Raw genomic sequence first — 17,139 nt, 5'->3', positions numbered from 1 at the left:
ACGGCGGAGGGCCCCGGAATTCCGGGGCCCTCCGCCGTTGCCGTTCAGCCCTCGGCGGCGTAGGGGAGGAAGGGCGCCCAGGTGGCGGGGGCGGGGGTGCGGTGGGAGCCCCGGGGGTTCTTGGAGTCGCGGACGAGGATGTGGTTGGGGACGGCGGCCACCTCGACGCAGTCGGGACCGTCGGCCGTGCTGTAGCTGCTCTTCATCGCGGCGATCCTGCCGCCCGCCGCCAGTGCCTCATCCGCGCGGTCCGGATCACGGCCCCGGCCTCCTCGTCGTACTGTCCCGCTTCTCCCTCGTTCATGCCCGTCGTCCTCTCGCCGCGCTCCCACCCCGGCCCGTCCTCACGGCGTGTCTTGTATATGCGACATAGTGTCGGGTATATATGACACATGGTCGCGACTCGAAGCGCCGGCGAGCCTCGGCGCGTGAACACGCGCATGAAGCTCAAGCGGGTGGCACTCGGCATGACCCAAGCCGACCTGGCCAGACAGGTCGGGGTCACACGGCAGACGATCTCCATGATCGAGGCGGGTGCTCACAACCCGACCCTCAGCTTGTGTGTCGCCATCTGCCGGGCATTGGGGACCGATCTCAACTCCCTGTTCTGGGAAGAAGGAGCGCACGGACACCATGGATGAGCGTCAGCACCTCAAGGCGGGCAGGTCAGCCCTCGTTGCTCTGGGTGCCGTCATGTTCGCAGCCCTCGGGGTGCTCGTCTGGGAGTACATCCGGACCAAGGAGGTGACGAACACCGCGGCGATTCTGGTCCTTGTCGGTGGCGCGGGAGTGTTCGCGCTGGTGCAGCGTGTGCTGGGTGCCGAGGCGCCCCGGTCGCTCATGGGGGTCGAGCTGCCCACCGGCGCGGACGCACCCAGTCGTCGCCGGAGGCGGCGTGCCTACCTGCGCGGAGCGCTTCTGTTCTCCGTGGGCCTCACCGTCCTCAGCCTTGCCGGCCTGGCGCTCGGGGACACGCAGGAGCTGACCTCCGCCCTTTCCTTCGAGGTCCAGGGCACGCTCGGGCTGGTGGCCCTCCTCGCAGCGGAGTTCCTGGCGCTGTTCGCGGTTTCCTATGCGATCGACTGGGCGCTGGGAGAGTGGAGCTCGAAGGCCGTCGAGCGGCAGTACGCGCGTCTGGACGGCTGACCGCCCAGCCCGTCGCCCACGTCGTCGTTGAGGTGCCGCTCGGCCCGGGCGCCGGCGCCCACCGCATCGGCTGCGTCGCCACCTGGGCCGAGGGGAACCCGATGCCGACGTGCACGGCGTCGGCGAGGACATCCACGGCACCGCCCGCCCGTGTGCTCCCCGCCGTCCACTCAGGCCGGGGCTGCCAGGCCGAGGATCGCCGGCACACGCTGTCGCCTGCTGGGCGGTCATCGGCGGAGACCTTATGTGATGACCATGCCTCTGCGGGTTCTGCGGGTTCTGCCGGCTCAGCGGCAGAGGCCGTCGATGTCGTCGGTGAAGGTCGGGAACTCGGCACGGGCCTCGGTGATGACGGCCCGGGCCGAGCGGCCCGTCGCGGAGGCGAAGCCCAGCCAGGTGTGCCGGTTGCCGGCCCAGCACCAGCCGACCTTGGCGGCGTTGCGGCGCTCACGGCCGTCCCGTCCGGTGCCGTTGCTGATCCAGATCGCCGGGGTGCGGGCGTCCAGGGCGCTGTTGGCTTTGCGCAGCCGGGAGCCGATGGTCATGAAGCAGTGGTTGCGCTCCAGGACGGCGGGCTGCTGCAGCACCCAGTGGATGCCCTCGGTGAGCAGCAACGGGGTGCGGGCCCTTGCCGTGAGGGCGGGCAGCGCCTCGTCCGGACTCCAGTCGGCCATGTGGTCGCCGCGGTCGAGGCCGGTCAGGAGATAGAGGGGGGTGTCGGGCAGCGCGACGGTGTCGAGCGGGGCGAAGTGGTCGACGTCGGTCATGTCGGTGACGACGAAGCCCGGTTTGCCGTCGCGGTGGAGCAGCGGTGCCAGGGAGGAGGCAGGGACCCGGTCCGGGTGCACGGCGAGCAGGGCGCCGTCGCCGCCCGCCGGGGCCTCGGCGGCCTCGGCGAAGGTACGAAGGTCGGCGGCGGGCAGCCCGGCGATCTTGTGCACCCCCAGCTCGATCAGTCGCTCGGCCTGCGCGCTCAGGGCCGGGAGCGCGGGGAGAACGGTGGAGGTGGCGGGTGTGGTGTCGATCACGATGCTCCCAGGGGCGGCGATGTGGACGGGCCCAGAGGGAACGAGGCGGCCTGCCGAAATGTTTCCGTTCGTTCGGCCGGTCACCACCGGCCGGCCGCGCTGGAAGCCGGTCGACGACCTGAGCCGTCCGGCGGTACCGGTCCGGCTCTGGGGGCAGGCGGCGCCGGGTGCGGTGGAGTTCTGGACGCCGTCCCATCTCCTGGCGGGAGCGGGGGGAGTCCAGCGGCGCCGGCCGGTGGGAGGGGCGGCGTAGGGGATGGCCTGGAAGACGCGCGCCGTGTCGGTCACCGTGCCCCGCGCGACGCTTTTGTCGATGCGTACTGACGCGGTGTTGCCGTGCTGCGCCGTACGGGCCGGGGGTGGCCGACGCTCCCGGGACCCCGGCGGTGGCCGCGATGCCCAGGGCGAGGGCGCCGGTGATGACCGCTTGTGCTGTCCGCTTCACCATGCGGATGAGCGTAGGAATTCCACGATCCCGTGAGCAGCCGACAACCCCCCGGTCATGGGGTGGTGTCAGCTCCACCTCGGCAGGGGAGGTCGCCTTGCGGTGATCGACACGGCTGTTCCGGTGAGTCGTCCTGGCGAAAGCCGACTCGGGAGCCGTCGCCCTACGGCCCCGGGTGCCGGTAGGCCTTGCGGAATCGATGACACTTACCGGCCGACTGTTGGGTATGCGTACATGTGAGCGGGATGCGTACAGATCGGTGCCAAGTGCTCACGTCGAGCGAGGTGGGTGGCCGGGTGCTCGGCCTACGCCTGATGTGTCAGTGCCCGGAAACGTAGGGGAGGAAGGACGCCCAGGTGGTGGGGGCGAGGGCGAGGCGGGGGCCGCGGGGGTTCTTGGAGTCGCGGACGAGGATGTGGTCGGGGACGGCGGCCACCTCGACGTAGTCGGGCCCCTCGTCCGTGCTGTAGCTGCTCTTCATCCACTCGGAGTCGGAACTGACGCTGCCGGACGGCTTGAAGTTCTTGTCTCTCCCAGTACTTTCTCGATGAGGGACAGTGACTCTCGTGGGGTGAGAGCTTGTGCCCGGATGACTCCGTAGCGCATATCGAGGAGTTGCACCTCTTTCGGATCAGCGATCACACGGCTGATGTGCTGGACTTCGAGGTGCCCGACCGTGGCGCCGTCCTTGAGCCTGAGCAACCTGAACGAGCCGGCGAGACCCGGGTTCTCCTCGCGGCCCAACGGCAGCACTTGAAGATCGACGTTGCGGAACTCGGCTACCTCCGACAGACGTTCGAGTTGCCTGCGCAATACCATCCTGCCTCCGGTGGGCCGGCGAAGTGTCGACTCGCACTGGACAAAACTGAAGACGGGCTGTGGCGTCGATGATCTCCTGACGCGCTACCCGAGCTGTTGCCCGCTGTTCCAGCTCCTCTGCGCCGAGGGGAGGGCGACGCACGCTGAACACCGCTCGTGCGTACTCCTCCGTCTGCAACAACCCATGGATGACCGAGTTGTTGTACGCAAGCAGCTCGACGGCCTCCGCTTCCAGCTTCTTCAGGTCCCGTACCTTCTTCGGGTACCGGGCCTCCGCCACGTCCCCCTTCATTGCCGCGATCCTGCCGTCCGCGCCCAGGACCTCGTCCGCCGCGTCCAGGTACTCGGGGCGGGGGATGCGACGGCCCTGTTCCACGGAGGAGACGAGTTCCTGCCCGTAGCCGATCGCCGGCCGGCCAGCCCGGTACCTGCTTTCCTTCGACCGCCGTGGCCCCGGACAGGCCCCGGTCACCGAGATTCTCGGCGACCTCGCGCACGCCGACCGCGTCGCCGTCCTGGTCCCCGGTTCCGACGCCTCCGGCCTCGACGCCTCCGGCCGGTTCCACCGTGGTGCGGAGGGCGCGCGGGCTGGGCGTCCGGCCCCGTGCGGTCCGTCACCGGCACGGAGTACCGGCAACCGCTCGACGGCGTGGTGCCGTTCCGTCGCGCCGGGAACGCCGGGAACAGGCGTCCGAGCAGGGCTTGCGTGGCCATGCGGGCCCTGCCCGTTCCGGGATGGCCGGATATCAGGCGCGAAGCAGTATCGTGCGGTGCCGTTCGGCTGAGTACCTTTCAGGTGATCAGTCCGAAAAATCATGTGCGCCCCTCTGGTGGAGGATCCCGGGGCCGGGGTGTCCGCTTCATCCGTGAACGGCCGGCTCGCGGGCAGAGCCGATTTTTGAGAGAGCAGGCCAACGTGAGCGGCGGCTACGAGCTCCAACGAACCGAGGCCAAGGGTGAAGGCGTTTTCGCCACCCGGTTTTTTCAGGCAGGCGAGACGGTGATGGTCGGTACCATCGACCGTGAGCTGGACCACAACCATGCACACGCCTCCCAGGTCAGCGAGGGACGGTTCGTGCTGCACGGCGGGCTCATCCCCAAGGTGAACCACTCGTGCGAGCCGAACTGCGGAATCCGCCTCAACGCCGACGGCGCGCACGACCTCGTCGCGCGTCGGCCCATCCCGGCAGAAGACGAGATCACGTTCGACTACGCCATGCGGAATTACTCGGTCGATCACTTCGCCGCCCACTGCCGGTGCGGCTCACCACGCTGTCGTGACCGCATCACCGGCTGGAAGGATCTCCCGGCCGAGCGCAAGGCGGCTTACCTGGGTTTCACCGCCCCGTATCTCATCGACCATGACAGCCGCCACGCCACCGAGTCCGCCGGCCGACTCGCGCGGTCCGCCGGTGCCAGCCAGCCACCGCTGGCCGAGGTGGCCAACCACGATTGAGATCGCCGACGGCTCCCGCCAGGGCGGTCGCGCCGGTGCGGCGGGAGCTTGCCGCGAAGAGCTCCGAGCCTTGCCGCTCACCCGAGACCTGCCCCGAACCGCCGGGTGGCGGCGGTTCGGGGCAGGTCTCGGGTGTCGGTAGTCCTTGCGGAATCGATGACACTTGCCACTCAACTGTTGCTTGTGCGCACATATGAGCGGGATACGTACAAGGTGAGGCAAAGTGCTCACACCGAACGGGGTGAGGGTGTCGGGGAGCCGCTTGAGTTCGTTGGCGACCGCCGAACCCGGTCGGCCCGGTCGGCGGGACGTCGCCCGCGGCCGGGACTCTCGTACGCCGGAGCCCGGAGGATGGTGCCGCGGCTGCCGTATCGCCGCAGTCGCGGCCGACATCAGTAGCTCGTTTCGCTCCGTCAGTGACCGGAGGCGTACGGCAGGAAGGTCGCCCAGGTGGTGGGGGTGAGGGCGAGGCGGGAACCGTCCGGGATCTTGGAGTCGCGCACGTGGACGGTTGCCAAGGTAGTGGCGATCTCTACGCAGGAAGGACCGTCGTCCGAGCTGTAGCTGCTCTTTATCCACTCCAGCTTGCCATCGGCTCCGTCAGCGGGCTTGAGGGTCATGACTCTCCCAGCGCTTTCTCGATGAAGGCCAGCGACTCTCGTGGTGTGAGAGCCTGCGCCCGGATGATCCCATAGCGCATGTCGAGGACCGTGGTCTCTTTCGGGTCGGTGATCACGCGGTTGGTGAGCTGGACTTCGTTCAGACCCACGGCCGCCCCGCCCTTGAGCTTGAGCAGTCGGAAGGGGCCGCCGAGGCCCGAGTTCTCCTCCCGACTCAGAGGCAGGACCTGTAGGTCGACGTTCCGCAGCTGGGCTACTTCCAACAACCGTTCGAGCTGGCTACGCATCACCATCTTGCCCCCGATCAGGCGGCGTAGCGTCGCTTCGCACAGCACAAAGCTGAAAAGAGGGCGGGCTGTTGGGGTGCAGAAGATCTCCTGACGATCCAGCCGAGCGGCTACCCGCTGCTCCAACTCTTCTTCCGCGAACTGCGGTCGCCGAGAGCTGAACACTGCTCGCGCATATACCTCGGTCTGCAACAGCCCATCGATGACGCAGTTGTTGTAGGAGCAGATCTCGACGGCTTCCGCTTCCAGGCGCTTCACGTCCCGTACTTTCTTCGGGTACCTGGCTTCCGCCACGTCCCCCTTCATCGCAGCGATCCTGCCGCCCGCCCCAGCACCTCGTCCGCCGCGTCCAAGTACTCCGGCCGGGGAATCCGCCGCCCCCGCTCCACGCAGGAGACCGTCTCCTCCCCGTACTTGATCGCCGCCCCGAACTCCGCCTGGGTGAGGCCGGCTGCCTCGCGCCACAGCTTCAACTGCCGTACGACCGTCCGCATCACGGCTCCGGCCTCTTCGTCGTCCAGTCCCGCTTCCCACTCGCTCATGTCCGCCGCCCTTCCGTCGCGCGCCCTTCCCCGGACCAACTCCGGCCGTCCGCACCCGGACACCCCGGTCAGCCCGGACGAAAACCGGACAGTCACGTACAACCGCCGGTCGTACGCCCCATCATTCTTCACTCAGAATGCATGTGTGAGCACACTGGGTGACGTGGATCAGGGAAACTCCACACCACAGAGAAGGGACACCGCATGACGACGCTCACCCCCGAGGCCCCCTGGGTGCTGTGCCTGGTCACCGATCGGCTGCCGGTCGGGCCGCCGCCGTACGCGACGGTGACGCTCGACCCCGTCACGCAGACCGCCCGCTACACCGACGCGGCCGGGCGGCCGGTCGAGATGGGCAAGCACGGGACGTCGAGGACGACCGGTACCGCGTCCGTGTCCGGGGGCGGTGACGGGAACGGTCCGCAGTCCCAGAAGCAGGACGACAGCACCACCGACTACGAGTCGGACTGACCGATGGCCTTCACCGTCCTGGTCGTCACCGCGCTGGAGGACGTCACTGCGGACCGGGTCGTCGCCGCGTTGAACGAGCGCGGGGTGCCCGTCGTCCGCGTCGACCCCGCTGACATCGGGCCCGCCCTGACGTTCGGCTTCCGTATCGACGCGGACCGTTCGGCGTGGAGCGGGTGGCTGCGTACGGCGAGCCGGGAGGTGGAGGCGGGGGAGGTGGCGGCGGTGTACTACCGCCGCCCCACTCCGTACGGCGCCCGGTTCGCGCATCTGCCCCGGCAGCAGAGGGACTTCGCCGCCGCCGAGGCGAGAAACGGGCTCGGCGGCGTCCTGAACGCCCTGCCCGGCGCCCGGTACGTCAACCACCCGGCCGCGGTCGCCCGTGCGGAGTTCAAGCCCGCCCAGCTCCGGAGGTTCGCCGGGATCGGGCTGAGGATTCCTCCGACGCTGATCACCAACGACCCGAAGACAGCAGAGGAGTTCGCCGCCCTCCACGGACCCGTGGTCTGCAAGACGTTCCGGGGCCTGCCCGCCGACGACGGCGGGCACACCGGAGCGATCTGGACTCAGCGGGTCGCCCCGGAGACCTTCGACGACACGCTCGCTGTGACCGCGCACCTGTTCCAGGCCGAGATCCCCAAGACCGGTGACGTACGCGTCACCGTGGTCGGCCGTCGTGTCTTCGCGCAGCAGATCGCCGCGCCCGACGGCGCGCTGGACTGGCGCCGGGGTGACTGGGGCGCCCTGCTCCACGCGCCCATCACCGTGCCGCCGCCCGTCGAGGCGGCGCTGCACACCTACCTGGCCTCGTTCGGTCTGGTCTTCGGCTGTTTCGACTTCGCGCTCACCGGTGACGGGGACGACCCGGAACACTGGACGGCGATCGAGTGCAACCCGAACGGGCAGTGGGGATGGCTTCCCGACGCCGAGGACATCACCGAGGCGTTCGCCGACCTCCTCACCGTGGAAAGAGAGGGCCGTCCATGACGATGCCTGTCGACCTCGAAACCGATGCCGCACGGCTGCGCGGGGCCATGGCGAAGGACCTCGCCGCGCGCGGGTTCCTGGATGATCCGGCCTGGCGCTCGGCCGTGGAGACGGTGCCCCGACACCGGTTCGTGCCCGGCTTCTACCTGCCCGCCGATGACGAGAATGACAGGCAGGGGCTGACCCGGTGGCAGCCGGTCACCGCCGCGCTCGACCACGGGCGCTGGCTGGCCGCCGCGTACTCCGACGCCACGCTCATCACCCAGTTCGACGGTGACGAACCCGACTGGGAGAACCCTGTCGAGCGGTACGGAGGGGCCCCGACCTCGTCCTCCACCCTGCCGTCGCTCGTGCTGCGGATGTGGGCCGACGCCGATGTGCGGGAGGGGCACACGGTGCTGGAGATCGGCACGGGGACGGGCTACTCGACCGCGCTCGCCTGCGAACGCCTCGGTTCCGGCGGCGTCACGAGCATCGAGGTGGACCCGCACCGGCTGGAGCGGGCCGCGAGCGCGCTGCACGCCTGCGGGTACACGCCGACGCTCGCGGTCGCGGACGGGCTGTACGGGTACTGGCCCGAGGCGCGGTTCGACCGGATCGTGGCGGCCTGCTCCTTCCGGGCCGTGCCACCGGCCCTGGTCGCCCAGACCCGGCCGGGAGGCAAGATCCTCCTGACGCTCTCCGGCTGGCTCTACGGGTACGCCCGCGTGCTGCTCACGGTCGCCGGGGACGGTACCGCCGAGGGCCGCCTGCTGGGCGGCACCGTCTCCTTCATGTCGGCCCGTACGCACGCGGCGCCGGCGTTCGGCAACCCCGCCCACTGGGCGGCCGGGCTGCCGGGAAGGCCACGGGTCGCCCGGCATGGTCCCGAGCGGGTCACCGCCGCGACCGAGGAGGCCTTCTACCTGCGCTTCCTCGTGCAGAGCGCGGTACCTGACGCGCAACTGACCGCCGTCGGCGACGTCGTGCACCTGGTCGACGTGGTCAGCGGATCGGCCGCCACGCTGACCCCGGACGGCGACGGCGACGGTGGTTGGCGGGTGCGGGAGGGCGGGCCGATCGGGCTGTGGGAGAGCGTCGAGCGCGTTCTCGACGTCTACGACTCGGCCGGACGGCCGGGAGCGGAGACCTTCACCCTGTGCGTCCACGACGGCGGACAGCACCTGCGGCACCCGCGGTTGCCCTGCCTGTCACTGCCGTCGCCCTGAGGGGTGAGGACCCCGCGCCGCCCGGCGCCCCGCCACGCCGGGCAGCCCGGACGGGACCGGGCACACCACGGACAGCCGCCGGTCGCACGGGCCGCCCGCCTTCACAAAGGGCGCGTGGGTTAACACGCTGAGTGACGTGAATCGAGAAACCGTCGCACCGCGCGCCCCGCTCCACCAGTTCACCGTGCCGCTCTCCGCCACCCGCCGGGGCGCCCGTCTCGCCCGCCTGCTCGCCGCCGAGCAACTGGACGCCTGGGGGCTGCCCTTGGACCCGGCCCGGCTGATTGTCGCCGAACTCGCCGCGAACGCCGTCGTGCACGGCCGTGTCCCCGGCCGGGGCTTCCGGCTCACCCTCACCGTCACCGCGCACGGGATGCTGCGCATCGAGGTGACCGACCCCAGGGGCGAGGAGGTACCCGCGCGCGGGAGCGCTTCGCCGGAGCCCGCCGAGTCAGGCTACGGCCTGCTGTTGGTTGAGGAGTCGGCCGACGACTGGGGCGTACTGCCGGAGCCGTTTCCGTGCAAGACCGTGTGGGCCGAGCTGGAGCTCGGCTGCTTCCGGTGACCTCAGCGGCAGAGGGCGTCGATGTCCTCGGCGAAGGTCGGGAACTCGGCGCGGGCCTCGGTGAGGATGGCGTGGGCCGGGCGGCGGGGGGTGGTGGCGTGGCGTTCGGCGAGTGCGGTGAGGGCCGCGTCGGGGCGTGACGCGTCGACCCCGAACAGCACGGCTTCCAAGGGGCCGTAGCCGTCGGCCAGCATCCACAGGAAGTCGGACAGGTTCCCGGCCACCACGCCGCACTGGCCCTCCGAGCCCATGAACACCACGGGCTGCTCGGCCAGGGGGCGGCCGGGCCGCCCGTACCAGACGGCTGCGAGACCGCCGGAGCCGTCCTGCCCGAACAGCCGGTAGGCGTCGCCGTCGAGCTCGGGGTTTCCGGTCCACTGGCGCAGCCGGTCGGTGGCCTCCTCGGCCGGGCAGAAGGCCTCGTAGAGCTCGAAGTCGATTCCGTCACCGTCGGCGTAGTCGATTCCGACGCGGGCCACGTCGGCGAGGGCGGGTGGAAGGCGGCGGTCGTCACCGGTCAACTCGTTCACGGGCGTACCGTAACCGCCCGCACTGACATGCGGCCTTCGCATCGGCGTGCCGGGCAGGGGGCCCGCCGATGCCCGGAACACGGGACCCGGTGAGTCCCGCGCCACGACGACGGCCCAGGGCGACGAGCTGTCCGGGCCCTGCCCCATGACGGACTGCGAGGGCGGATGCAACCGGGTCTTCCGCGCGCCATGGCCCGGGGCATGGCGCCGCGACTGCCGGGCCGCCGCACTCGCGGCCGGGCGGGTCCCGCCTGCGCCGCCCGGCACGGTCTGATGCCGTCGGGCCCCGGCCGAGCGCCACTCCTCCTGTACGCGACTAGGAAGTGAGGACGACCAGTTGCTGCGTCGCCCGGGTCATCGCCACGTAGCGGTCGACCGCTCCCTCGATGCCCTTGCCGAACCTGTCCGGGTCGACGAGGACCACCAGGTCGAACTCCAGGCCCTTCGACAGCTCCGGGGTCAGTGACTGGACGCGGGACGTGCCCCGGAACGTGGGGTCGCCGATGACGCAGGCGATTCCGTTGCCCTCGGCGTGCTCGGCGAGCCAGGTGTCGAGGATCGTCTCCAGGTCGGAGACCGGGCCGTGGACGACGGGGAGGCCGCCTGCGCGGATGGAGGTCGGGACGTTGGCGTCCGGGAGGGCGGCGCGGATGACCGGCTCGGCTTCCGCCATCACCTCTTGCGGTGTGCGGTAGTTGATGTTCAGGGAGGCGACGTCGATGCGGTCGAGGCCGATGCGCTGGAGCCGTTCCTGCCATGATTCCGTGAAGCCGTGCCGGGCCTGGGCGCGGTCTCCGACGATGGTGAAGCTGCGGGACGGGCAGCGCAGGAGCAGCATCTGCCATTCCGCGTCGGTGAGTTCCTGGGCCTCGTCCACCACGACATGCGCGAACGGGCCTGCGAGCACGTCCGGTTCGGGGGTGGGCAGGGCGCTCCTGTCGATCAGGCTGTCCCGCAGGTCCTGGCCGTGCAGCATGGTCACCGCGCCCTCGCCGTCGTCGTCGGAGGCGATGACGTTGTCGATGACGCCGGCCATGCGTTCGCGCTGGGCGGCGACGGAGGCGTCGTGGCGGCGCTTGCGCAGGGACGACTTCGGGTCGCCGAGCCGCTGCCGGGCCGCGTCCAGGAGCGGGAGGTCGGACACCGTCCAGGACTGGGCGTCCTCGCCCCCGCGCCGCAGGCGCTCGACTTCGTCGGGTCCGAGCCAGGGAGCGCACATCCGCAGGTAGGCAGGGACCGACCACAGGTCGGAGACGATGTCGGTGGGTTCGAGGAGCGGCCAGTGGTCGTTGAGGGTTTTGACCAGTTCGTGGTGGGCGCGCAGTGCCCGCTGGAACAGGTTCGGCGGGACGTCGTCGCCGTGTTTGTCTTCGAGGATCGTGACCAGCTCGTCCCAGATCTGCTCGCGCGCCTCATTGTGCGGAGTGCCGGGTTCCACCGCCTGGAACGCCTCGGCCCAGTCCTCGGCGGTCAGGGGGACGGAAGCCCAGGGGGTGGTCACCGTCATGCCCCGGGCGGGCGGGTCCTCGTAGAACCGTACGGCCGTCTCGATCGCCCCCACCATGTCCGCGGACGACTTCAGGCGGGCCACCTCCGGGTCGGTCTCGGCCGCCGCCCCGGCCCCCTCGGGGACGAGGTCGCGCAGGGTGCAGGTCTGCACGCCCTCCTCGCCGAGGCTGGGCAGGACGTCGGCGACGTACGCCAGGTACGGCTGGTGCGGGCCGACGAACAGCACGCCGCCCCGGCGGTGACCGAGGCGGGGGTCGGAGTAGAGCAGGTATGCGGAGCGGTGCAGGGCGACGACGGTCTTGCCCGTTCCCGGGCCGCCGTCGACGACCAGGGCGCCGCGCGAGCCCGCGCGGATGATGGCGTCCTGGTCGGCCTGGATGGTGCCGAGCACGTCCCGCATCCGGGCCGACCGGTCGCCGCCCAGGCTGGCGACGAAGGCGGAGTGGTCGTCGAGCGCGGCGGCGTGCCCTTCGAGGCCGTCGGCGGTGAACACCTCGTCCCAGTAGTCGCTGATCCGGCCGCCGGTCCACCGGTACCTGCGGCGGCTCGCCAGCCCCATCGGATCGGCGTGGGTCGCCGCGAAGAACGGCTCCGCCGCGGGGGAACGCCAGTCGAGCAGCAGGCGGCGGCCCGTGCTGTCGGTGAGGCCGAGCCGTCCGATGTACACGGGCTCGGGGTCGTCCGCGCTCACGATGTGCCCCAGGCACAGGTCCAGGCCGAAGCGGCGCAGGGCGCGCAGGCGGGCGGAGAGCCGGTGCACCTCCAGGTCCCGGTCCATCGCCTCCCGCCCCACGCCACCGGGCGCCCTGAGCGTGGCGTCCCGGAGGTCGGACAGCTCGGCGATCGCCTGCTCCAGGCTCTCCGCGATGGCCGCGAAGTGCGCCTCGTCGCCGGCGATCAGCTTCGGGTCGGCCTTGGCGGAAAGACGCTCGGGGAGATCGAACACGCTGGTAGGGCTGATGGTCGGGTGGTTAATCGGCTTCACGAGGATCGATTCTGCGCCATGCCGGGGGCCTTGCCGCAAGCCCCCCGGTGCGCTATAGGTTGAGAGTGGCAAGGAGTGGGTTCGCCTCCTTGTCTTTTGCGGTCCTCCCACGGCGCTTCCTCGCCGGCCCTCGCTCGCCCCGCGCCGGCCCTTGTCGCCGCCTCGATCGTCACCGCGGGCGGACAAGCCCTTCTCGCCATGGGGTGGTGCCTCGGGCGTGCCTCCTGTGCTCACGTCCTTCAGCGCTCACTCGACGTCTCCGGACACGGTGTGCCCTTCGGCACCGGGGCCCCGCAGCCCGGGACGGTCCGGCGGCGCACGCCGCTCCTGTCCCTGCGGAACCGGGTGAAGGGAAGGCATTCACCCCCCGTGTTCCGCCGGCCCTGTTACCCACTTTCGGGTGGACGCCAGGGTGGCGTGCGTGGTGGCGCACCAGGGCGCGACCCTGGCTGAACTACGACGGACCCGGACAGGCCATGGGCCGATGCGTGACGCACCGATTCGAACTCTGTAATCGAATGATATGTGTGCATCTAGCAACCAAGCGTTTCGGACATGTCCGCATTACGTCCCCAGTGGGGGAACTTCCTATGAAAGAACACGCTACGGCGGCAGAGTGTGGGACCTCGGCAGTCAGCCGGGACGTACCACTCGGAGAGCGCCGCCCGTCCCTACGCCGGGTGGGCCGGCGCACGAATGCGAAGGGGACCACGTGTCTGCTTCTTCCGCCGCTCGCCGTCTGACCGCTGTCGCCCTGGTGACCGGTTCCGTCGTGGCGGCCGCCGCCCTGCCGGCGTCCGCCGACCAGAACAGGGCCCCCGACCGTCAGCGGGTCGTCATCAGCGACGTCCAGTACAACGCTCCCGGCCCGGACAACCGCAGCAACCGTTCGCTGAACGGCGAGTGGGTGAACATCACCAACCGGTCCCGCCAGAGCGTCGACCTGAAGGGCTGGACCCTGCGCAACAGCGAGGGCGACAGGTACACCTTCCGCCACCTGCGGTTGGACGGCCGCTCGACGGTCAAGGTGCACACGGGAGTCGGCCGTGACACCCGCCATGACGTCTACCAGGACCGCCGCAATCACATCTGGGACAACCGCTCCGACCGGGCCACCCTGTCGAACCGCCGTGGCTCGGTCGTCGACACCGAGAGCTGGGGCCGTTTCCGCGGCAACGACCGCGACGACCGCCGTAACGACCGTGGCGACGACCGCCGCAACGATCGCGACGACCGCCGTGACGACCGCCGTGACGACCGCCGTGACGACCGCCGTGACGACCGCCGTGACGACCGAGGCAACGACCGTAACGACCGAGGCAACGACCGCGGCAACCAGCAGCGCTGATTCACCGTCCCGAGGGCGTGTCACGGCAGCCGGCCGTGACACGCCCTCCGGCGTTCCTCCGGTTCCTCGGGACGGCCTGTGCGGCGGGCCCCGACGGCCCGTACGGCGCCATGAGGAGCCCCTGCCGAGGCGCAGGCCTGCTCACACGACGGCGCGGCGCCCCGGGCGTGCCTTCTATACTCACGGTATGGACCAGGAACTGGACCGAGCCGCGCTCGTCGCACTACTGCGGCGCGACGACCGTTCCTGGCCTGAACTCACCGACCAGATCGAGACCGTCGGCAGCGCACGCGAAGTCCTCGAGAGTTTGCTCGATGCCTCAGGACAGGGTGCGCTCTTCGACACCGGACCCGCAGCAGACCTGGACGGTATCGCCGCCGAGATCGCCGGCTGGGAGCGTGAAGGGCTGCGGCTCGTGACGATTCTGGACGAGGACTACCCCCTCTACCTGAGACTGGTCCACCAACGCCCGCCGTTCCTTTTTCTGCGTGGGACACCGGTCGAGGACGATCTGCGCGTCGCCGTTGTCGGGACCCGTACGCCGACGCCGGAGGGCATCGCGCACGCCCGTGCCATCGCGGGCGGTCTGGCCGAGCGCGGGGTCACGGTGGTCAGCGGGCTGGCAGCCGGGATCGACACCGCTGCCCACGCCACCGCCCTCGCCGTCGGCGGCCGTACGGTCGCTGTCGTCGGCACTGGCCTGCGACGGGCCTACCCCGCGCAGAACGCACGCCTTCAGGAGGAGATCGCCGAGCGGGGACTGCTCATCTCCCAGTTCTGGCCGGACGCCCCGCCGTCGAAGGTGTCCTTTCCGATGCGGAACGCTGTGATGAGCGGCTACAGCCTGGCCACGGTCGTGATCGAGGCGGCCTACCGCAGCGGCGCGCGCATGCAGGCCCGTCTCGCGCTGGAGCACGGTCGCCGGATCTTCCTCATGCGCTCCCTCATGATTCACGAGTGGGCGAGGGAATACGCCGCCAGGCCGAACACCACCGTCATCGACGGCCCGGACGAAGTCTTCAGCCACCTGAACTCTCTCGTCCCCGCCACGGGCGAGCTGACCTGGGCCTAGTGGGCCGGCCAGATGACAACTGTCGTCGGGTTGTCCGCCCGCTACGCCAACTTCCTCGTCCATCCGCTGCTTCCCGGCTCGGGTGTGTGCCAGACCTGCTGCGGCCCGGCCAAGACCGGATACCCGACATGTTGGCCGTGTCATGAAACCGGCAGGATCCTCGGCACGGGAGTGGCCGACACCGTTGTACCGGTCAGCCTGGCCCTCAAGGGTGAGCAGTACGCGAACGAGCTGTGGCGCTACAAGAACACCGCGGGGCCTCAGCAGCAGTACTTCCGCACAGGGCTGGCAGCCGTCCTCTGGCGTTTTCTCGCGCTGCACGAGGCATGCATCGCCAAGCACTGCGCCGTTCCCGGATTCGACGTCATCACCACGGTGCCCAGTACAAGTGGTCGTGCGGATCACCCTCTGCACACCATGGTCGCCACCATGGTCGGCGTCACACGCGACCGCCACCGTGACCTGCTCAGGCCGACGCCCGCAGCGGCTGCCCTCGGCCGTGGCGCGTCGTCCGCACGCTATGCGTCGTCGGTGCTCTGGGGAGAGAACGTCCTGCTCATCGACGACACCTGGACCACCGGCAACCATGCCCGGTCCGCGGCCACCGCGCTGAAGGCCGCCGGTGCGGGCAGCGTGGCCGTGGTCATCCTCGGACGTCACCTCAACGTCGGCTACGGAGACACGGCCACGCACGTCGAACAAGCGCGATTACGGCGCTTCTCCTGGGACGTTTGCCCGCTGCGGGCCTGGGCCCACGGCTGACAGCGTGGCTAGGACACCGTGCGGATGAGCTTCTTGTTGACGAATTCCTCGGTGCCCGGGCGGCCGAGCTCGCGGCCGAAGCCGGAGCGCTTGATGCCGCCGAAGGGGAGTTCCGCGCCCTCGGCGCCGACGCCGTTGACGAAGACCATGCCGGCCTCGATGCGGTCGGCGACGCGTTCGGCCTGGGCGGGGTCCGTGGTGAAGAGGTAGGAGCCGAGACCGTACGGGGTGTCGTTGGCGATGCGCAGGGCGTCGTCCTCGTCGGTGGCCGGGAAGACCATGGCGACCGGGCCGAAGAGCTCCTGGCGGGCGGCCGCGTGGTCGGTGGTGAGGCCGGTGAGGACGCCGGCCGGGAAGTACGCGCCGTGGCGCTCGCCCTCGGTGTGCAGCGTGGCGCCCTCGGCGACCGCCGCGTCGACCTGGCGGCCCAGGTTCTCGGCCGCCGCCGCCGAGGACAGGGGTGCGCCGGTCGCGCCGGCCAGCAGGCGGGCGGTGAACTTCTCCACGAACGCGTCGTAGAGGTCCTGGACGACGACGAACCGCTTGGCCGCGTTGCACGCCTGACCGGTGTTGTCGAGGCGCGCGGCGACGGCGGAGTCGACGACCGAGTCCAGGTCGTCGGTGGACAGCACGATGAACGGGTCGGAGCCGCCCAGCTCCAGCACGACCTTCTTCAGGTGGCGCCCGGCGATCTCCGCGACGGCCGAGCCGGCCCGCTCCGAGCCGGTGAGCGAGACGCCCTGCACGCGCGGGTCGGCGATCACGTCGGCGATCTGCTCGTTGGTCGCGTACACGTTGACGTACGCGCCCTCCGGGAAGCCCGCCTTCGTGAACAGCCGCTCCAGCAGGGCCGCCGTGGCCGGGCACTGCGGGGCGTGCTTGAGCACGATGGTGTTGCCGATGGCGAGGTTCGGGGCGGCGAACCGGGCCACCTGGTACGCCGGGAAGTTCCACGGCATGATGCCCAGCAGGACGCCCAGCGGGCTGCGCCGGACGACGGCGCTGCCGGGGCCGGAGGTGACGTCGAGCGGTTCGTCGGCGAGGAACTCCTCGGCGTGGTCGGCGTAGTAGTGGTAGATGTCGACGCAGAAGCCGACCTCGCCCTCGGCCTCCGCGAGCGGCTTGCCCATCTCGCGCACGATGCTCGCCGCCAGCTCCTCGCTGTGTTCCTGGTGCAGGTCGCCGATCCTGCGCAGCAGCGCCGCGCGCTCGGCCACGGTGCTTTTGCGGCCCCACGCGGTGGCCGCGTGGGTGGCGGCGGTCAGTGCCGCCTCGACCTCGGCGTCACTGGCGGTCGGGTAGAGCTCGGCGACTTCGCCGGTGGTGGGGTCGGTGACGGCGTACATCAGCGCTCCGGAGAGT

At 70.4% G+C, this 17,139-nt stretch carries 18 protein-coding genes and 3 pseudogenes; 11 read left to right on the top strand and 10 right to left on the bottom strand.

Annotated elements, in window-relative coordinates; all coding sequences use genetic code 11:
• Positions 1-44 precede the first annotated feature (44 nt).
• On the bottom strand, positions 45-206 hold the full coding sequence (locus ACFYQA_RS28830) for a DUF397 domain-containing protein (protein ID WP_388923791.1): 162 nt from the start codon (positions 204-206) through the stop codon (positions 45-47).
• Positions 207-428: 222 nt separating this feature from the next.
• Here ACFYQA_RS28830 and ACFYQA_RS28825 point away from each other — a divergent pair, with 222 nt between their 5' ends.
• Both ACFYQA_RS28825 and ACFYQA_RS28820 read left to right on the top strand, forming a co-directional pair.
• Complete coding sequence (locus ACFYQA_RS28825; RefSeq protein ID WP_388923788.1) at positions 429-641, top strand: helix-turn-helix transcriptional regulator; 213 nt, start codon at positions 429-431, stop codon at positions 639-641.
• Entirely contained in the window at positions 634-1,146 is a 513-nt protein-coding gene (locus ACFYQA_RS28820; protein WP_388923785.1) for a hypothetical protein, read from the top strand. The genes ACFYQA_RS28825 and ACFYQA_RS28820 overlap by 8 nt, the downstream gene beginning before the upstream one ends.
• A 287-nt stretch (positions 1,147-1,433) precedes the next feature.
• Here the strand turns inward: ACFYQA_RS28820 and ACFYQA_RS28815 are convergent, their stop codons facing one another.
• From ACFYQA_RS28815 to ACFYQA_RS28800, 4 genes and pseudogenes are all read right to left on the bottom strand, one after another.
• Positions 1,434-2,171, bottom strand: a complete 738-nt coding sequence (locus tag ACFYQA_RS28815; RefSeq protein ID WP_388923829.1) for a DUF5701 family protein — start codon at positions 2,169-2,171, stop codon at positions 1,434-1,436.
• 141 nt (positions 2,172-2,312) lie between these two features.
• A pseudogene (locus ACFYQA_RS28810) lies at positions 2,313-2,462 on the bottom strand (carboxylesterase family protein); the annotation flags it as partial.
• A 476-nt stretch (positions 2,463-2,938) separates the two neighbouring features.
• The gene (locus ACFYQA_RS28805) at positions 2,939-3,100 is read right to left on the bottom strand and encodes a DUF397 domain-containing protein (RefSeq protein WP_388923782.1); all 162 of its coding nucleotides are present in this window, start codon (positions 3,098-3,100) and stop codon (positions 2,939-2,941) included.
• A pseudogene (locus ACFYQA_RS28800) lies at positions 3,097-3,899 on the bottom strand (DUF5753 domain-containing protein). The gene ACFYQA_RS28805 and the pseudogene ACFYQA_RS28800 overlap by 4 nt, the downstream one beginning before the upstream one ends.
• Between ACFYQA_RS28800 and ACFYQA_RS28795 the strand changes: the two are divergent.
• Both ACFYQA_RS28795 and ACFYQA_RS28790 read left to right on the top strand, forming a co-directional pair.
• Positions 3,867-4,223: an alpha/beta hydrolase gene (locus tag ACFYQA_RS28795; protein WP_388923826.1), complete on the top strand. Its 357-nt coding sequence runs from the start codon at positions 3,867-3,869 to the stop codon at positions 4,221-4,223. The pseudogene ACFYQA_RS28800 and the gene ACFYQA_RS28795 overlap by 33 nt on opposite strands.
• Positions 4,224-4,354: 131 nt before the next feature.
• Positions 4,355-4,894 (top strand): SET domain-containing protein-lysine N-methyltransferase, encoded by a 540-nt coding sequence (locus tag ACFYQA_RS28790; RefSeq protein WP_388923779.1) that lies wholly within the window; start codon positions 4,355-4,357, stop codon positions 4,892-4,894.
• 413 nt (positions 4,895-5,307) lie between these two features.
• On the opposite strand, the gene ACFYQA_RS28785 is transcribed toward ACFYQA_RS28790, so the two are convergent.
• Both ACFYQA_RS28785 and ACFYQA_RS28780 read right to left on the bottom strand, forming a co-directional pair.
• On the bottom strand, positions 5,308-5,514 hold the full coding sequence (locus ACFYQA_RS28785; protein ID WP_388923776.1) for a DUF397 domain-containing protein: 207 nt from the start codon (positions 5,512-5,514) through the stop codon (positions 5,308-5,310).
• A pseudogene (locus tag ACFYQA_RS28780) lies at positions 5,511-6,343 on the bottom strand (helix-turn-helix domain-containing protein). The gene ACFYQA_RS28785 and the pseudogene ACFYQA_RS28780 overlap by 4 nt, the downstream one beginning before the upstream one ends.
• Before the next feature lie 204 nt (positions 6,344-6,547).
• On the opposite strand from ACFYQA_RS28780, the gene ACFYQA_RS28775 reads away from it, so the two are divergent.
• The 4 genes from ACFYQA_RS28775 (at position 6,548) to ACFYQA_RS28760 (ending at position 9,571) form a co-directional block, all read left to right on the top strand.
• Complete coding sequence (locus tag ACFYQA_RS28775; protein WP_388923774.1) at positions 6,548-6,814, top strand: putative ATP-grasp-modified RiPP; 267 nt, start codon at positions 6,548-6,550, stop codon at positions 6,812-6,814.
• Between the two features lie 3 nt (positions 6,815-6,817).
• The gene (tgmB, locus tag ACFYQA_RS28770) at positions 6,818-7,798 is read left to right on the top strand and encodes an ATP-grasp ribosomal peptide maturase (RefSeq protein WP_388923771.1); all 981 of its coding nucleotides are present in this window, start codon (positions 6,818-6,820) and stop codon (positions 7,796-7,798) included.
• Positions 7,795-9,006 (top strand): ATP-grasp peptide maturase system methyltransferase, encoded by a 1,212-nt coding sequence (gene tgmC, locus ACFYQA_RS28765; RefSeq protein ID WP_388923768.1) that lies wholly within the window; start codon positions 7,795-7,797, stop codon positions 9,004-9,006. The genes tgmB and tgmC overlap by 4 nt, the downstream gene beginning before the upstream one ends.
• A gap of 136 nt (positions 9,007-9,142) precedes the next feature.
• The gene (locus tag ACFYQA_RS28760; RefSeq protein ID WP_388923764.1) at positions 9,143-9,571 is read left to right on the top strand and encodes an ATP-binding protein; all 429 of its coding nucleotides are present in this window, start codon (positions 9,143-9,145) and stop codon (positions 9,569-9,571) included.
• 2 nt (positions 9,572-9,573) lie between these two features.
• Here ACFYQA_RS28760 and ACFYQA_RS28755 read toward each other — a convergent pair whose 3' ends face one another.
• Complete coding sequence (locus ACFYQA_RS28755; RefSeq protein WP_388923761.1) at positions 9,574-10,101, bottom strand: SMI1/KNR4 family protein; 528 nt, start codon at positions 10,099-10,101, stop codon at positions 9,574-9,576.
• Between the two features lie 316 nt (positions 10,102-10,417).
• Entirely contained in the window at positions 10,418-12,595 is a 2,178-nt protein-coding gene (gene helR / locus ACFYQA_RS28750) for an RNA polymerase recycling motor ATPase HelR (RefSeq protein WP_388923758.1), read from the bottom strand.
• Between the two features lie 712 nt (positions 12,596-13,307).
• On the opposite strand from helR, the gene ACFYQA_RS28745 reads away from it, so the two are divergent.
• From ACFYQA_RS28745 to ACFYQA_RS28735, 3 genes are all read left to right on the top strand, one after another.
• Positions 13,308-13,943 carry a lamin tail domain-containing protein gene (locus ACFYQA_RS28745; protein WP_388923756.1) on the top strand — a complete coding sequence of 212 codons (636 nt, stop codon included), beginning with the start codon at positions 13,308-13,310 and terminating at the stop codon, positions 13,941-13,943.
• 187 nt (positions 13,944-14,130) lie between these two features.
• The gene (locus tag ACFYQA_RS28740; RefSeq protein WP_388923754.1) at positions 14,131-15,015 is read left to right on the top strand and encodes a DNA-processing protein DprA; all 885 of its coding nucleotides are present in this window, start codon (positions 14,131-14,133) and stop codon (positions 15,013-15,015) included.
• 12 nt (positions 15,016-15,027) lie between these two features.
• Positions 15,028-15,777 (top strand): hypothetical protein, encoded by a 750-nt coding sequence (locus tag ACFYQA_RS28735; RefSeq protein WP_388923751.1) that lies wholly within the window; start codon positions 15,028-15,030, stop codon positions 15,775-15,777.
• An 8-nt stretch (positions 15,778-15,785) separates the two neighbouring features.
• Here the strand turns inward: ACFYQA_RS28735 and ACFYQA_RS28730 are convergent, their stop codons facing one another.
• Positions 15,786-17,123 (bottom strand): NAD-dependent succinate-semialdehyde dehydrogenase, encoded by a 1,338-nt coding sequence (locus ACFYQA_RS28730; protein WP_388923748.1) that lies wholly within the window; start codon positions 17,121-17,123, stop codon positions 15,786-15,788.
• Positions 17,124-17,139 lie beyond the last annotated feature (16 nt).

Origin of the sequence: Streptomyces sp. NPDC005774 (genome assembly GCF_042871645.1) — a bacterium.
In the GTDB taxonomy this organism is placed as follows: Bacteria; Actinomycetota; Actinomycetes; order Streptomycetales; family Streptomycetaceae; genus Streptomyces; species Streptomyces pratens.
This window is presented reverse-complemented; position numbering and strand designations above follow the sequence as displayed.

Coding starts and splice junctions, on each gene's coding strand:
- ACFYQA_RS28830 (WP_388923791.1), bottom strand. CDS start 206: ATGAAGAGCAGCTACAGCACGGCCGACGGTCCCGACTGCGTCGAGGTG.
- ACFYQA_RS28820 (WP_388923785.1), top strand. CDS start 634: ATGGATGAGCGTCAGCACCTCAAGGCGGGCAGGTCAGCCCTCGTTGCT.
- ACFYQA_RS28805 (WP_388923782.1), bottom strand. CDS start 3,100: ATGAAGAGCAGCTACAGCACGGACGAGGGGCCCGACTACGTCGAGGTG.
- ACFYQA_RS28785 (WP_388923776.1), bottom strand. CDS start 5,514: ATGACCCTCAAGCCCGCTGACGGAGCCGATGGCAAGCTGGAGTGGATA.
- ACFYQA_RS28775 (WP_388923774.1), top strand. CDS start 6,548: ATGACGACGCTCACCCCCGAGGCCCCCTGGGTGCTGTGCCTGGTCACC.
- tgmB (WP_388923771.1), top strand. CDS start 6,818: ATGGCCTTCACCGTCCTGGTCGTCACCGCGCTGGAGGACGTCACTGCG.
- tgmC (WP_388923768.1), top strand. CDS start 7,795: ATGACGATGCCTGTCGACCTCGAAACCGATGCCGCACGGCTGCGCGGG.
- ACFYQA_RS28740 (WP_388923754.1), top strand. CDS start 14,131: ATGGACCAGGAACTGGACCGAGCCGCGCTCGTCGCACTACTGCGGCGC.
- ACFYQA_RS28735 (WP_388923751.1), top strand. CDS start 15,028: ATGACAACTGTCGTCGGGTTGTCCGCCCGCTACGCCAACTTCCTCGTC.
- ACFYQA_RS28730 (WP_388923748.1), bottom strand. CDS start 17,123: ATGTACGCCGTCACCGACCCCACCACCGGCGAAGTCGCCGAGCTCTAC.